A 14,792-nucleotide genomic window follows, 5' to 3' on the forward strand; every position below is an offset into this window, starting at 1 on the left:
GCCGACTTTCCCTTCGCTGCAGCGCCACGGACGGCTGCGCCGCGCCGGGTCTCCCGGGCGTGGGCGCGCGCGAACCTCGCTGACACCGAGGCTCGCGCGCGGCCGAGCGTGTGGGTCAGACGTCTTCTGTCAACCACGTTGAACCGGGCGAACGCGGCGCGGAGACGCCCCGCGAGGGCGGCCGCTCCCGCTGCATCGCCGGCCCGCCGTCCGCGGCTGAAGGCGGCGACCGCGCCGTCGTTCCGGACGACGGGGTGACGCGCGGCGCGGCGCAGAGCGCGGCACACCCGCGCGACGACGGCGAGGTCGCCGCAGGAGGAGCGCCGCGCAGGGCCCTTGTCGGCCGAAGTGGGCTGCGCACGGCGTGACCAGATGGCCGCAAGCGATGAGAACATCGCCGCCGACGAGCGCAGATGTCGAGTCGCTGCAGCCCCTGATTGCAGGGATCCACCAGGTCTTCGGAAATGCGGCTTGCCGAGCGCGATAAAGCCGCAAGTCGGGTCGTCCTCCCCCCGTTTCATGCCGTCCCGCCGCGCGCGGCGCGCGGGGCGCCCTGCGATGGACGTCGACATTTGCCTTTCTCCAGCGCTCGAAAGGCGCCCACATCGGCGCTGCGAGGCGGCGCCGACGCGGCGGCTCCCCGGCGCGATGAAACGGGGCAGAACGCTCACCCGGCGCGGATTCAGACAATGCACTTTCGCCGTCGCCGACGCGGCAGGCTCTGCACACGAAGAGTCAGGCACGCAGCCTGCTCTCCACGCCGTTCAACATGCCGGCGCGGGCCCGAGGGCCGTAGCAGGGCATGGAAGGAGGACGGATGGTTCGCTCAATCGATATGAAGATGGCGCACGCGGCGATGCTCTTTTCTGTGTTGATGACCGGGTGCGCAGTCGACGCGGTGGCTCCGCAAGAGGCCGACTTGGACCAGGCTGACGTCGACGTGGCGTCGAGTGAGCAGGCGTTGGAGGACGAGGAAGCGACGGACGAGGAGACGCGGGGCGGCGGCCTGATCGGCGCGCCCGGGGTGCCGGGCAAGACCGATATCGGCCAGGCCCCCATCAAGGGCGGCCTCGGCGGCCCCGGTGGCCCGCTCCAGGGCCCCGGCGGCATCGGACAGGGCCCCATCAAGGGCGGCCTCGGCGGCCCCGGTGGCCCGCTTCAGGGCCCCGGCGACATCGGACAGGGACCCTTCAAGGGCGGCCTCGGCGGCCCCGGTGGCCCGCTTCAGGGCCCCGGCGACATCGGACAGGGACCCTTCAAGGGCGGCCTCGGCGGCCCCGGTGGCCCGCTCCAGGGCCCCGGCGACATCGGACAGGGCCCCATCAAGGGCGGCGGCCCGCTCCAGGGCCCCGGCGGCGTCGGACAGGGCCCCATCAAGGGCGGCCTTGGCGGCGTCGGGCAGGGCCCCGGTGGCCCGCTCCAGGGCCCCGGCGACATCGGACAGGGCCCCATCAAGGGCGGCGGCCCGCTCCAGGGCCCCGGCGGCCCCGTCGGCCAGGTCGGGCAGATGCCCGGCGGCCCCGTCGGGCAGATGGGCGGGATCCCCGGCCTCGGCGGCTCCCCGGGCATGGGCGGCTTCGGGTGGCCGCTCGGCATGGGCGGCTATCCGTACGGCGGCTTCGGCTTCCCCGGCGGCTTCGGCGCGCCGCTCGGCGGCTTCGGCGGCGCTGGGTGCTGCGGCGGAGGTGGTTTCCCTGGATCGCTCTTTCCCTGACGTCGTTCCCTGGGCGCGACGGCCACGCTGCCGCCGCGAGCCGCGGTGAATCGATACGAGGGTCCGCCCGAACCTGCGGGGAGAGTCACCCGAGCTCCCCGCGAGGCGGGCGGCCCGTCCGTCGACCTGCCTCTGGAGAGCGGGCGCCCTCCATCGAGCGCGGGGCCCGCGAAACGTTGGACCCCCGCCGCGCGGTCGAGGCAGCATACGGCGATGGAAGACGCCCCCCTCCTAGAGCGCGAACCGGAGACCAACATCTTCGGCGAATCCATGGTGGTGTTTCACACCGCCGCGGACCTCATCGGCCTGGCTCCCCGCATCCGGCTGGAGCTCGAGCAGCCCGACTACGAGCACATCTTCTACATCACCACGCAGCTCCAGGACCGCCTCGTCCCCTTCCGCGGAGAGGCGGCCGCGGCCTACGAGCGGCTCCCTGCGTCGGTGATCCCGAACCGGGCCGCGATCACCCCGCTCTTCAACGGCAAGCTCATCCTCCGCCCCGAGGCGCTCCGGAGCGGCTCGATCCACATGCAGGACGGAACGATCCGCCTCGCCGATCAGGGCCTTTACCGCATCCAGCCCGGCGCGTTCGTGCGCTTCAAGGCCTATCGGGTCCAGCACAACCAGGCGCGAGGGCCTTACAAGGGCGGGCTGCGCTTCCACAAGGCCGTGTCGCTCGACCTGTTCAACGCGCTCGCCGCCGAGATGACCTGGAAGACGGCCATCGCCGATGTCCCGTTCGGCGGCGCCAAGGGGGGCATTCGCATGGACCCGCGCGAGCACAGCAAGGAGGAGCTCGAGGCGATCTCGCTCCGGTACATGTACCGGCTGAAGCAGCTCATCGGGCCCAACGTGGACATCCCCGCGCCCGACGTGGGCACGAACGCCGAGGTGATGGCGTGGCTCCTGCGCCAGTACAGCGACGGCGAGCGCGAGCGGGTGAACCACCGCGGCGTCGTCACGGGCAAGGACGTGCGCATCGGCGGCTCCGAGGGGCGCGTCAAGGCGACCGGGCAGGGGCTCGCGTACTGCATCGAGGAGTGGTACGCGCAGCGCGGCGCCACCCTCGCGGGGGCGCGCTTCATCGTGCAGGGCTTCGGCAACGTCGGCTCCGCCGCCGCCGAGATCCTGTGCCGGATGGGCGCGCGGTGCGTGGCCGTGCAGGACGCCGACGGCGCGATCCACGACCCGAACGGCATCGACGTGGGCGCGCTGATGGCGCACGTCAACGAGAACCCGCAGAACCTCCGGCGGTCGGTCGCCGGCTACAGCGACGCCCAGGCGATCGCGCGAGACGATTTCTGGAGCGTGGACGCGGACATCTGCATCCCGGCCGCGCTCGGCGACGCCATCACCGGCGAGGTGGCCGAGCGGCTGAAGGCGAAGCTCGTGGCCGAGGGCGCCAACCGCCCGACCACGACCGAGGGCGACAAGGTGCTCGCGGAGCGCGGCATCAGCGTCATCCCTGACATCATCGGCAACGCGGGGGGCGTGACCGTCTCCTATTACGAGTGGATCCAGAACAAGCGCATGGAGCACTGGACCGAGGGCGAGGTGAACGCGCGGCTGGAGCGCGCCATCAAGAGCAACTACCGCCTGATCTGCGACATCGCGGAGGACCGGCCGCGCCGCTCGGAAGATCACGACTCGACCGGGCTCGTCCTGGGCAAGCGCCTGCCGATGCGGCTCGCCGCGATGGTGCTCGCGCTCAAGCGGATCGAGGCGCACTACATGCTGGAAGGGTTCTCTCAGTGATCTCGGCAAAACGACGAGAGCGGCGCCGGAGTCCGGCCATCCCGCTGGCCGGGTTCCGGGCGGGCGGCGGGCGGACCTAGCGAGCGACGCCGTACCCGAGCTTCTTGATGCCGTAGACCTTGATCTTGTGCTGGAGCGTCCGCAGCGGCAGCTCGAGGCGACGCGCCGCCTCCGTCTGGTTCCAGTCGGACGCGCGCAGCGCCTCGAGCAGGAGCTCGGCCTCGATCTGCTCCAGGCGCGTCTTGAGGCCGACCGCGGGGGCCGCCGCCTGCCCCGGATCGGAGGCGCGCGGGGGGAGCGGCTCGGACGCGCGCGAGGGAAGCGGCTCGGACGCGCGCTGGGAGAGGGCCGGCGCGACGCCGGGCTCGGACGAGCGCGAGACGTCCACGGCGCGAGAGGGCGTGGGCGGCGAGCTGGGAGAGGTCACCGCCAGGCGGATGCGCTCCGGGAGATCGCGCGCCATGATCGCGTCGCCCTCCGCGATCACCACCGCCCGCTCGATCGCGTTCCGGAGCTCACGCACGTTGCCGGGCCACGAGTAGCACTTCAGGAGCGCCAGCGCCTCGGGCGCGAGCGACTGGACCCTGCTGATGTTCGCCGAGTTCGCCTGCGCCAGGAAGCCCGCCGCGAGCGTCGCGATGTCGTCGCGGCGCGCGCGGAGCGGCGGGATGTTCAGCGTCATCGCGTTCAGCCGGTAGAGCAGATCGAGCCGGAACGTGCCCGCGTCGCACATGGCGTCGAGGTCGCGGTGCGTCGCCGCGATCACGCGGACGTCGACCTCCAGCTCCTTGGTCGCGCCGACGCGCGTCACCCGCTTGGTCTCGAGCACGCGCAGGAGCGCCGCCTGCGCTGCCGCGGGCAGCTCGCCGATCTCGTCGAGCAGGACCGTGCCGCCGGCGGCCGCCTCGAAGACGCCCTTGTGCTGCTGGCTCGCCCCGGTGAAGGCGCCGCGCTCGTGGCCGAAGAGGGTGCTCTCGACGAGCAGCGCCGGGATCGCGCCGCAATTCACGCAGATGAGCGGCTCGCCGCGGCGCGGGCTGCCGTCGTGGATGAACCTCGCGAGCACCTCCTTGCCCGTCCCGGTCTCGCCGCGCAGGAGCACGGGGATCGAGGAGCGCGCGGCCCGCAGCGCCACCTCGACGAGCGATCGCATGAGCGGGCTCTTGGTCGCGAGGAGGTGGCCGTCGGCCTCCCACTGGCTCTCCGGCGGCGCGCCCGGCGGGCCCGCCTCGTCGGGCGGCCGGGTGCTGTCGACCTTCGGCGTGACGTAGACCAGCGCGCCCTCCGGGGGCGCGAGGCGCACGGGCTCGGCGGGGGTGGCGCTCCGCGACGCCTCGTGGCTGACCTCGATGAGCTTGTCGATGGACGTCGCGGCGTCGGGGGACACGGCGACCCCCGCGACCAGCACGGGCTCGCCCTCGCGGCGCGCGACGATCGCCTTCGCGAGCTCCTCGGCGAGCTCGGGGGTGACCTCGGGGAGCAGGATCTCGAGGGTGTCGGCGCTGTAGAACGCGACGCGATCGACGGGCCTAAGCGCCTCGCGCACGCGGAGCCCCCAGTGACGGAGGTGGCTCGCCTGCGCGCCGAGCGAGCGGACCACGACGAGCGCGAAACTGCGGCCGAAGAACCTGGACCGCACGATCTCGGCCTGGAGCGCGAAGCGGAGCGCGTCGGAGCCCTCCAGGCCGAACGGGGGCATCTCGCCCCCGGAGAGCACATGGACCGACGCGACGATGCCGCCGAGCAGCACCTCGTCCCCGGCCTTGACCACGCCGCTCTCGACCCGTTGCCCTGAAATGCGCGTCCCGTTGCGCGAGCCGAGGTCCTCCACCACGACCTCGCCGCCCACGAGCGTGAAGCGCGCGTGCCGCCGCGAGATGCTCCTGTCCCGGATCACCACGTCGGCCGGGGCCTCCCTGCCGACGACGACGCCGACGCCGGGGCTCATCGGGGCCATCTCGACGCCGTCATGATGATAGACGAGCAGGAGCACACGCCGCTTCTCCGAGCGCGCGCCCTGGAGGAGTTCCCCTGTCTTGATGGACAGCGGCGCGGTCGTCGCCATGGGGCCGGTCCTGTAACCGCTCACACTGCCCAACTACGCCTCATTCCTCCCAACGGCAACCGGGAAGCGGCGGCGCCCCCGGTCTTCGACGAAAGCGCGCGCGGGGCGTCCGCATGGTAAGGAGGTTGGATGCTGCGTCTCAACGCCGAATGGACACAGGTGCTCCGCCGGTACAAGGAAGACCACCAGGATCCACGCAACCAGGCGTGTCACCAGGTCGGCATACCGCTCATCGTCGCGAGCTTCCCCGTGGGCGCGACGCTCATCGGCCTCCCGCTCGCGGCCGCGATGTTCGCGACCGGCTGGGGCTTCCAGCTCGCGGGCCACTGCTTCGAGGGGAAGAAGCCGTCGTTCGTGGACGACAAGCGGAGCTTGATCATCGGCGTGCTCTGGTGTCTCGAGAAGTACGGCCTGCGCGTCTTCGAGGAGACGCCCGCCCCCTGACGCTCCTCGCCGGGCGCTTCCCGGGCGCCGTCCACGTGCACGGCTGTGACGCGGACAGATCGGCTTCCTGCACCAGAAAACCTGGAACATGGTTTTCTCTGCCACTGTGCTGCATTGCGCAAAGCTTTCTTGACGTGATGCACGCACGGTCGTACCTGTGACGCGGGCGGGGGCGACGACTCTTCCTGTTTGGGGTTCTCGGCAGGCACCGCGCCCGCCGGCGCATCGACGTCCGCCCGCGCGTGCTTCTGTCCCGACGAGCTCCCGGAGCGTCGGGACCGGCCCGCCGCAGGCGATGAGATGGACGAGGACGAGGAGACGGGGGATGGGGAGTGCGGGGAGCATGAGGGGGAAAGTCGCCGTGATCACGGGGGGCACCTCGGGGATCGGGCTCGCGACGGCATCCGCGCTGGCGCGGCAGGGCGCCCGGGTGACCGTGCTCTGTCGCCGGACCGGCTCCGACGGCGCGAGGAAGCTCGCCGCGCTGAAGGTGCTCGGCGAGGTCAACCTCGTCGAGTGTGACCTCGGCCGGCTCGCGTCCGTGCGCGCGGCGGCCCGCCAGGTGGCCGATCGGTGCGGGGTCGTTCACCTGCTCGTGAACAACGCGGGCGTGTTCCTGCGCGAACGCGCGGAGTCGGCCGACGGCCTCGAGATGACGTTCCAGGTGAACTACCTGTCGCATTTCCTGCTGTCGAACCTGCTGCTCGACCGGCTCAAGGCCGCGCGCGACGCGCGCGTGGTCAACATGGTCGCGCCGGTGGACAGCATCCGGCTCGACTTCGATGATCTCATGTCGAAGCGCTCTTATTCGTTCCTCTCCGCCTCCGCGCGGTCGAAGCTCGCGCTCGTGCTCGCGGCGCGCCGCCTCGCGGAGAGGCTCTCGGGCACAGGAGCCCAGGTGCTCTGCTACTACCCTGGCCTCGTGCGCTCAGGGCTGTTCGAGGGGACCTCGCGCGTCCTCAAGGCGCTGATCGACGTCGTGGGCGCGACACCGGCGCAGGCGGCCGCGAACCTCCTCGCGATCCTGGCCGACACGGCGCCCACCGGGAGCCCAGCCTTCTTCGAGCGGACCACGGCGAGGCCTCTCAAGGGAATGGCGACCGACGCAGAGGCGGCCTCGCGGCTCTGGGAGATGAGCTCGAGACTCGTCGGCTTCACCTGAACGGAAGGGCCCCCCGGCTCACCGGAACCCCCGCTTCTTGAGCTCCGCGGCGAGCGACGACTGCACGCGCTCGACCTCCCGGCCGATGGCCCGCACCGCCTCCGTCGCGCTCTCGAGCGTCCCCGCGCGCGCCTCCCGATCGAGCCGCGCGCAGAGCTCCTTCAGGCTGGAGGCCGCGAGCGCGTCGGCGCTCTCGTAGAGCGCCCAGGCGAGCCGCTCGAGCTCCCCGAGCGCGCCCTGCGCAGCCGCCTCGCGCATCGAGGCCACCCGGGTCGGGGCCTCCGTGAGGAAGAGCTCGATCACCTCGGTGACGACGTCGGGCTCGACGGCGCGCAGCCCGCCCCGCGGCCGCGAGGAGGCGGGCTGGCCGCGCTTCGACGTCGGCGGGGGCGAGGGCGTGACCAGGGTCGGCGGAGCGAGCTCCACGCTCGGCGGCGCGCCGTCGGGGTGGGCGGCCTCGTACGCGCCGGATCGCGACGCCGCGCCGGGAGGCCGCCGCCCGCGGTCGGCCTCGTCCTGCCTCGGCGGCTTCGACGAGGCCGTCGCTCGCGGCGACCTCGGCGGGTGCGCGCGCGCCCCGGCGGACACGTGCTCCGGCGGCAGCCCTGCGAGCAGCCGCAGGCTCGAGTGCAGCTGCGCGCGCCGGATCGGCTTGATGAGCACGGAGGCGACCTCGGCGCGGCTGGGCGCCTCCCTGCCGGCGTAGGTCATGAGGCCGACGCGAACGGGCGCGATCGCGGGGTCCGCCTTGATGCGCTGGAGCAGCATCAGGCCGTCGAGATCGGCCAGCTCGAGGTCGATCAGCACCATGTCGTAAGCGGCGCCGGCGTCCGCCGCCTCGCGCAGCGCGGCCAGGGCGGCGGCGCCGCTGCCCGAGGTGCGGCAAGCGAGCCCGAGCTCCTCGCTCAGCTTTCGCACCACCTGACGCACCGAGCCGCTGTCGTCGACCACGAGCACCCGCTTCCCGGGCAGGTCGATGCGCGGGATGAGCGCGCGCTCCGCGCCGCGCGCGCGCCGCTCGAACGGCAGCGCGAACGAGATCCCATGCCGGCGCGCGTCGATGTCCGCGGGCTCGCAGAGATCGCCGCCCATCGCGACGACCAGGCGCTTCGCGACGGCCATGCCGGACGCCACGCCGAGGTCCCGCCCGGACGCAAGCCGCGCTCCGTCGCCCGGCGCGCCCGCTGCCCCCGGCGCCTCCGCGCCGTCCGCGCGCCCTGCGCCGCCCGCGAGGCGCACATCGAAGCGCACCCGCGCGCGCGATCGCTCGGGCGCACCGTCAAGCCTGCCTTTCGCCTCGTCGTTGCGGGCCGCGTCGAGCGCGGCGCGCACCAGCACCTCGCCTCGGGGCGCCGCGCCGATCGCGGTCGCCACGACGTTCAGCAGGATCTGCCGCAGCCGCGCGGCGTCGCCGCGCACCGCCGCCGGCACGTCCGGCTCGACGTCGAGCACGAGCTCGGTCCCCTCGTCATGCGCGCGATCGCCGAGCAGCTCTGCCGCGTCCTCGATCGCCCGCCGCAGATCGAAGTCGGCGTGATCGACGTGCGGCCCGCTGCCGTCCGGCTGGCCGAGCGAGATGAGATCGTCGACCATCGAGAGCACCGCGTCGCCGCTGCTCCGGATGCGCCGCGCCCAGGCGCGCTGCTCCGGGTCGAGCTCGCTGTCGAGCAAGAGGCTGCTGAATCCGACGATCCCGCTGAGCAACGTCCGGATCTCGTGCCGCATCTGCGTGACCGCGCTCGCCTCACCCTCCTCATGGGCGAGCGCCCATGGCCGCGCGGCCGGCCCCTGCGGCGCGAGCGCGCGCTCCGCGGACTCGCTGCTCCTCGTGCCGGGGCTGCTCTCTGGACCGCTCCGGCGCTGCTCTTTGCCTGCCATCGACGCCCCGCCACGCCGTGGTCGCCCGCCCCACGCGGACCCCACGACGCCGGAGCTTCGAGTGTACTGCTTACAATGCCCCGGAGAGAAGCTCGCCGTGCGCGCCACGACGACCGCTCCGCGCCGTGCGCGCGCCAAGCACGCGCGATTTACACGCCATTTACGCGTCTTTTACGCCTCTTTTACGCCTCTTTTACGCCTCTTTTACGCGTCTTTTACGCGTCTTTTACGCCTCTTTTATGCCTCTTTTACGCCTCTTTTACGCGCCATTCACGCAATGTCAGCGTCCGTCAGCTCCCGCGCCCCGCGCCACGGCGGGGGTGCTCGGCGGCGTCTCCCACGGTTCGCGAGGCGCATGGGGGGGGACGCGCGTCCCCGAGCGCCGTCACGACGACGCGCTCGCGATCGACCGCCGCTTCCGCCGAGAGCACGCTGACGGCCGACGGGTCCTCGGACGACGCGAGCGCGCGCCGGCTGTGCCCGAACAGGCGCAGGAGCAGCTCCGGCGGGGCGAAGTCGAGGTCGCTCTCGTGGACGAAGAGCCGCCCGAGGTGCTCGGCGTAGGCGCTGGCGAGCACCTGGAAAGGGATCCTGTCGAAGGCGAGCGCGCGCCGGCGGCTCGCTGCCGCCGACCCGAGCAGCGCCGCGAAGAGGATCGTGTAGATGGCGCGGAGCCTGATCCGCATCGAGGCCGGGCTGCGCTTCAGGGCCTCGCGCAGGAAGTGGACGTTGAGCGGGACGTGGAACGACTCGTCGCGCGTCAGGATCGTCAGCATCTGGCGCACCGCCGGGTACCGGGCTTCCCGCAGCGCGAGGCGGTAGGTCGTCGAGCCGATGGTCTCGAACATGAGGTTCGTGAGCACGATCGTCTCCACCCGCTTCGCGCGGCCGTACAGGCGATAAAAGGTGCCGGTGACGCGGCCCATGGGCCGGACCTCGCCGCCGATGTGCGCGAGGAACTTCGTGAGCAGCTCGCGGTGCCACCCCTCCTCGTCGCCGTAGAGCCGCAGGCACTCGCCGAGCTCGGGGTCCCAGCCGCTCACCTCGTCGGCCAGCGCATGCGCCTGCATGAGGCCGGACTCCTCGGCGCGGAACGCGGCGTTGAAGAAGGCTATCGCGGCCTGGCGCTCTCCCTCGCTCTCCCACGGGATCGGCCGGGAGAGGTCGAGCTCTTCGTCGTACATCCGCTCCGCGCGGCGGCGCAGCATGCTGAGCCACCACGAGGTGGCGCGCTGGACGGGGGGCTTGCGGGAGATCGGCTGGGACGCTGCAAAAAGCATCGGGCAAGGACCCCGTCGGTGACGGATGAGGAGCCGCCTCCTCGATCGCACACGACGGGACGGGACGGGCGGCACCATAGCGCAGTTGTTCGGCGCGGCGCACCCGGGAGCGCCGCGCGCCCGAGCGCGCGTCGAGGGCGGAAGGCTGCTCGGGGGCGACGGATCCCTGCGCGCTCGCCTGCGCGCTCGATCGACGGGCCGACGGGGGGCGACGGGGGGCGACGGGCGGACGACCCGGGGGGCATCGTTCGTCGCCGTGGCGCGCTTTGTACGCCCCTCCGGGTGGGATACCATAGTCGACCCACTGTGTTCTTCGAGCAGCTCGAGCTCCCCCTCGGAGGGCTCTATCCCCAGACCGAGCCCACGCGCATCCCACGGACCCGGCGCGTCTTCGTCAACCGCAACCTCAAGCTGGCGGGGATCGACTGGGTCGGCTTCGACATGGACTACACCCTGGCGATCTACAACCAGACCGAGATGGACAACCTCTCGATCCAGGGGACCGTCACGAAGCTCGCCGCGCGAGGCTACCCCGAGGAGCTCCTGCGGCGCCTCCGCTATCCGATCCACTTCCCGATCCGCGGCTTGCTGATCGACAAGCGCTTCGGCCACGTGCTCAAGATGGACCGGTTCAAGGTGGTCCAGCGCGGGTACCACGGCCTCCGGGAGCTCACGAAGGACGAGCTCCGGTCGCTCTACCAGCACCGCAAGATCCGGCCGAACACCGCCCGCTACCACTGGATCGACACGCTCTACGCGCTGAGCGAGGCCACGCTCTACGCCGGCATCGTCGACGCCCTCGAGGAGCGCGGCGTCGCGCTCGACTACGCGCGGCTGTTCACCGACATCCGCGAGTGCATCGACGAGGCGCACCGGGACGGCACCATCCTCGACGTCGTCCTGTCCGACCTGCCGCGCTTCGTCGAGCGCGACCCGAACCTGGCGCAGACGCTCCACAAGTTCCGCTCGGCGGGCAAGAAGCTCTTCTTGCTCACGAACTCGCGCTGGCCGTTCACCGAGAAGATGATGACGTACCTGCTCGGGGACGCGATGCCGGAGTACCCGAGCTTCCGGCACTACTTCGACGTCATCGTCGTCGCCGCGCAGAAGCCGGCGTTCTTCCAGGAGCGCCGCCCGCTCCTCATCCGCGACGGCGCCGAGCCCCGCCCCGCCACGGCCCCGCTCGAGCGCGGCGCCATCTACGAGGGCGGCAACCTCAACGACTTCGAGAAGTTCCTGAACATCTCCGGCGACCGGGTCCTCTACGTCGGCGATCACATCTACGGCGACATCCTCCGCTCCAAGAAGGAGAGCGCGTGGCGCACGGCGATGATCATCCAGGAGATGGAGGCGGAGGTCGCCGCCCACGAGTCGTGCCGCCGCGAGCACATGGAGAGCGCCCTGCTCGAGGGGCGCCGCGAGGAGCTCGAGGACCAGCTGCGCTTCTACCAGCAGCGCTACAAGGACCTCACCCGCAAGATCGAAGAGGAGCAGCAGAAGAGGAACGGCGCGACCAACGGGGGCGGAGCGCCGCTGCTCGCGGAGGCGAACGGCGAGCACGTCCAGATCGACTACGCGACGTCGTTCTACGAGGCCGAGCGGGGCCGCACCAAGCGCGCGGTCGAGCGCATCCGCGGCCAGCTCCGGGCCGTCGACGCGGAGGTCGGCAAGCTGGAGCGCGAGATCGCCCGCCGCTTCCACCCCTACTGGGGCTCGCTGCTCAAGGAGGCGAACGAGACGTCCAGCTTCGGCGATCAGGTCGAGGAGTACGCCTGCATCTACACGTCCCGCGTCTCGAACCTGCTCGCCTACTCGCCGCTGCAGTACTTCCGGAGCCCGCGCGACCTGATGCCGCACGAGCTCTGATCGCCGAGGCCTCCGCGCCGGTGCGCGGGCGCCGCATGAGGAGATCGCCATGAGCATCGCCCGCCCCCGCCCGCTGTTCGTCGCGCTCGTCGCCCCCGCCCTCTTCGTCGCCGGCTCCGCCGGCTGCGGCAAGCGGGCCTGCTTTCACTGGACCGCGCTCGAAGGGGCGTGCCCGTCGAGCGACGAGGCGCGCGTGTTCTTCGAGAACCCAGGCTGCGTGAGCGCCATCGAGTCCATCGACAGCGAGGCGGATTTCGACGGCGAGCTCTGCTGCTACGACGTCACCACGGTCGACACCGGCGACGAGGAGTGCACGACGGTGCAGGGGCCGATGTCCGGCAGCGCCGGCGGCGGACGCCCCCCTATCCCCAAGTAGCCTGGAGGCGCAGCGCGCGGCCTGCGTGCGCGCCTGCGCCGCGTCACTTGCAGCAGCGGAAGCCGGTCGAGTAGTCGTGGTACCCGCGCGAGTGCGCGGTGGTCTTGTACTCGCAGCCGTCGCCGTGCTTGGCGCTGTCGAGGTAGTAGCCGCCGCGGAAGGTCCCGCGCGGCGCGCTCGTCCACTCGTGCAGGTTGCCCACCATGTCGTGGACGCCGAAGCTGCTCTTGCAGCGGCGGAACGCGCCCGAGGACGCCAGCGTGCCCGGGAGCTGGTTCAGGCGGGCGTCGTTCATGTTGGCCCACGTGAACGCCGACTGCGGGGCCTCGCCCCCCTGGCCGAAGTAGCGGTTGAACGACGAGACGCCGCTGTCGTTACAGGCGCCGCGCTCCCGCTCGCGTCCGTAAGGGAACACCGTGGCGCGCTTGCCCCTGCACGCGGTGACCCACTCGTCGTCCGTGCAGAGCCGCTTGCCGGCGTTCTGGCAGGCCGCCTCGGCCTGATCCCGGCTGACGTACGCCTGCGGCTTCACGCCGCGCCGGCTCACCGCCTTCACCTTCAGCTTGCCGACCGGCTCGAACGGCGAGTGCCGGCGCTTTCCGCCGCCGGAGAGCAGCTCGACGGTGCTCGCCTCGAAGCGGTCGATGCAGAACGTCCCACGCACCGAGGCCATTCCCGCGGGGCACGCGGCGCGCGCGGCGGCGGCCGTCCGGGGGCTCGGTAGCCCGAGGACCGCGAGGCCGAGCGCCGCGACGCCCGCGGCGAAGGCCGGCGAGCGCGCGAGCGACAGGACGGGCCGGCGCGCGAGGGGGTGAGGCGGGAGAGGCGGTCGCATCACGGAGAGGCCCAGGCCCGGGGCGAGCTCCTGGCCATAGCCGATCCCCGGCGCGGCGGGCAAATCGCCGCAGCTGGTGGAGGCGGGCCCGGACGCGCGCGCTGCTGGCGCTGGACGAGCGGGCGATTTCGGTCACGCTGGCGCTCCCATGACAGCCACCGCCCCGCCCGCCGCCGGCGCCACGGCCGCGGGCTCGCGCGGCGACCTCCCCGCGCCCGCGGGCTCGCCCGGCGATCTTCCCACGGCCCTGCTCCGGAGCTCCCCCGCCGACTTCATCGTCGAGGAGCTCCCCGCCTACGCGCCTAGCGGCCGCGGCGAGCACGTGTTCGTGACCTTCCGCAAGACGGGGCGCACCACGCTCGACGCGGTCCGGGCCATCGCGCTCGCGCTCGGGGCCGACCCGGGCGGCGCCGGCTTCGCCGGCATGAAGGACCGGCACGCGATCACCACGCAGACCGCATCGTTCCAGCTCCCCCTCGCGCAGGATCCGGCGCCCCTGCTCGAGAAGGCCGAGCTGCCCGGGATCGAGGTCCTCGCGGTCGCCCGGCACGACAACAAGCTCAAGCCGGGGCACCTCCTCGGCAACCGGTTCCGGATCGCGCTCCGGGGCATCGCTCTCGCGGCGCTCCCGCTCGCCGAGCGCCGCCTCGCCGAGATCGGCCGCGCCGGCGTGCCGAACGCGTTCGGGCCCCAGCGGTTCGGAAGGAACGGCGACAACCCCGAGCGCGCGCTCGCGTGGATCGCGGGCCGGGAGCGCGGGCCCCGCGACAAGCGCGAGCAGCGGCTGCTCTTCTCGGCGCTCCAGTCGCTCTGGTTCAACGAGGTGCTCGCGCGCCGCGAGGCGGACGGCACCTGGAGCGCCGTGCTCCCCGGCGATCTCGCCAAGAAGCGCGACAGCGGCGGGCTGTTCCTCGTGCCGCTCGAGGGCCCGGAGCTCGCGGACGCCGAGGCGCGCGCCGCCGCGCTCGCGATCTCGGCGACGGGCCCGATGTTCGGCCGGAAGATGCGCTGGCCCGAGGGCGCCCCGGGCGCGCTGGAGCGCGAGGTGCTCGCGGCGGCGATCGGCGATCCTCGCAGGCTCGACGCGTTCGCCCACGCCGGAGAAGGCACGCGGCGCCCGCTGCGCCTGGAGGTGGACGGCCTCGAGGTATCCACCTTGGAGGCGGCCGCCGGGGAGGCGGCGGTGAGCGCCACGACTCCAGGAGCAGCGGACGATCCGGATGTACGGCACGGAATCGTCGTCTCGTTTGTGCTACCGAAGGGCGGCTACGCGACGACCGTCCTTGGGCGAGTCTTCCGGCTCGTCGACGCCTCCGCCCCCCGGCCCTCCATCGGCAGGCCGGGGGCGGGCAGCGCCCCTCCTCCGGAGGAGGACGAAGTCGAGGAAGGGCAGCCCGCCGTCGACCCGTAGAGGATC

Annotated in this window: 11 protein-coding genes; 7 read left to right on the forward strand and 4 right to left on the reverse strand. The window is 72.4% G+C overall.

The annotated features are described in order from the left end of the window. Nucleotides 1–919: 919 nt before the first annotated feature. Complete coding sequence (locus WMF12_RS22795) at nt 920–1,714, forward strand: hypothetical protein (RefSeq protein WP_437873616.1); 795 nt, start codon at nt 920–922, stop codon at nt 1,712–1,714. A 213-nt stretch (nt 1,715–1,927) separates the two neighbouring features. Then, nucleotides 1,928–3,469 carry a Glu/Leu/Phe/Val family dehydrogenase gene (locus WMF12_RS22800; protein WP_437873617.1) on the forward strand — a complete coding sequence of 514 codons (1,542 nt, stop codon included), beginning with the start codon at nt 1,928–1,930 and terminating at the stop codon, nt 3,467–3,469. Between the two features lie 76 nt (nt 3,470–3,545). On the opposite strand, the gene WMF12_RS22805 is transcribed toward WMF12_RS22800, so the two are convergent. Next, on the reverse strand, nt 3,546–5,558 hold the full coding sequence (locus WMF12_RS22805) for a sigma 54-interacting transcriptional regulator (protein ID WP_437873618.1): 2,013 nt from the start codon (nt 5,556–5,558) through the stop codon (nt 3,546–3,548). A gap of 105 nt (nt 5,559–5,663) precedes the next feature. On the opposite strand from WMF12_RS22805, the gene WMF12_RS22810 reads away from it, so the two are divergent. Both WMF12_RS22810 and WMF12_RS22815 read left to right on the forward strand, forming a co-directional pair. Further along, nucleotides 5,664–5,978 (forward strand): Mpo1-like protein, encoded by a 315-nt coding sequence (locus WMF12_RS22810; protein WP_012236939.1) that lies wholly within the window; start codon nt 5,664–5,666, stop codon nt 5,976–5,978. A 343-nt stretch (nt 5,979–6,321) separates the two neighbouring features. Then, the gene (locus WMF12_RS22815; RefSeq protein ID WP_437873619.1) at nt 6,322–7,140 is read left to right on the forward strand and encodes an SDR family NAD(P)-dependent oxidoreductase; all 819 of its coding nucleotides are present in this window, start codon (nt 6,322–6,324) and stop codon (nt 7,138–7,140) included. Between the two features lie 18 nt (nt 7,141–7,158). On the opposite strand, the gene WMF12_RS22820 is transcribed toward WMF12_RS22815, so the two are convergent. Then, entirely contained in the window at nt 7,159–9,018 is a 1,860-nt protein-coding gene (locus WMF12_RS22820; RefSeq protein ID WP_437873620.1) for a response regulator, read from the reverse strand. Nucleotides 9,019–9,308: 290 nt separating this feature from the next. Continuing rightward, complete coding sequence (locus WMF12_RS22825; protein WP_437873621.1) at nt 9,309–10,298, reverse strand: ferritin-like domain-containing protein; 990 nt, start codon at nt 10,296–10,298, stop codon at nt 9,309–9,311. Between the two features lie 306 nt (nt 10,299–10,604). Between WMF12_RS22825 and WMF12_RS22830 the strand changes: the two genes are divergently transcribed. Both WMF12_RS22830 and WMF12_RS22835 read left to right on the forward strand, forming a co-directional pair. Further along, nucleotides 10,605–12,164 carry an HAD-IG family 5'-nucleotidase gene (locus tag WMF12_RS22830; RefSeq protein ID WP_437330962.1) on the forward strand — a complete coding sequence of 520 codons (1,560 nt, stop codon included), beginning with the start codon at nt 10,605–10,607 and terminating at the stop codon, nt 12,162–12,164. A 49-nt stretch (nt 12,165–12,213) separates the two neighbouring features. Then, nucleotides 12,214–12,540 carry a hypothetical protein gene (locus WMF12_RS22835; protein ID WP_437747729.1) on the forward strand — a complete coding sequence of 109 codons (327 nt, stop codon included), beginning with the start codon at nt 12,214–12,216 and terminating at the stop codon, nt 12,538–12,540. A 43-nt stretch (nt 12,541–12,583) separates the two neighbouring features. On the opposite strand, the gene WMF12_RS22840 is transcribed toward WMF12_RS22835, so the two are convergent. Beyond that, nucleotides 12,584–13,438, reverse strand: a complete 855-nt coding sequence (locus WMF12_RS22840) for a formylglycine-generating enzyme family protein (RefSeq protein ID WP_437873622.1) — start codon at nt 13,436–13,438, stop codon at nt 12,584–12,586. Nucleotides 13,439–13,523: 85 nt separating this feature from the next. On the opposite strand from WMF12_RS22840, the gene truD reads away from it, so the two are divergent. Further along, nucleotides 13,524–14,786, forward strand: a complete 1,263-nt coding sequence (truD, locus tag WMF12_RS22845; RefSeq protein WP_437873623.1) for a tRNA pseudouridine(13) synthase TruD — start codon at nt 13,524–13,526, stop codon at nt 14,784–14,786. Nucleotides 14,787–14,792 lie beyond the last annotated feature (6 nt).

The organism is Sorangium sp. So ce363 (assembly GCF_051520435.1).
GTDB classification, from domain to species: Bacteria; Myxococcota_A; Polyangia; order Polyangiales; family Polyangiaceae; genus Sorangium; species Sorangium cellulosum_B.

Excerpts from the sequence above, each read along its gene's own strand:
- WMF12_RS22800 (WP_437873617.1), top strand. The coding sequence starts at position 1,928 with ATGGAAGACGCCCCCCTCCTAGAGCGCGAACCGGAGACCAACATCTTC.
- WMF12_RS22810 (WP_012236939.1), top strand. The coding sequence starts at position 5,664 with ATGCTGCGTCTCAACGCCGAATGGACACAGGTGCTCCGCCGGTACAAG.
- WMF12_RS22815 (WP_437873619.1), top strand. The coding sequence starts at position 6,322 with ATGAGGGGGAAAGTCGCCGTGATCACGGGGGGCACCTCGGGGATCGGG.
- WMF12_RS22820 (WP_437873620.1), bottom strand. The coding sequence starts at position 9,018 with ATGGCAGGCAAAGAGCAGCGCCGGAGCGGTCCAGAGAGCAGCCCCGGC.
- WMF12_RS22825 (WP_437873621.1), bottom strand. The coding sequence starts at position 10,298 with ATGCTTTTTGCAGCGTCCCAGCCGATCTCCCGCAAGCCCCCCGTCCAG.
- WMF12_RS22835 (WP_437747729.1), top strand. The coding sequence starts at position 12,214 with ATGAGCATCGCCCGCCCCCGCCCGCTGTTCGTCGCGCTCGTCGCCCCC.
- truD (WP_437873623.1), top strand. The coding sequence starts at position 13,524 with ATGACAGCCACCGCCCCGCCCGCCGCCGGCGCCACGGCCGCGGGCTCG.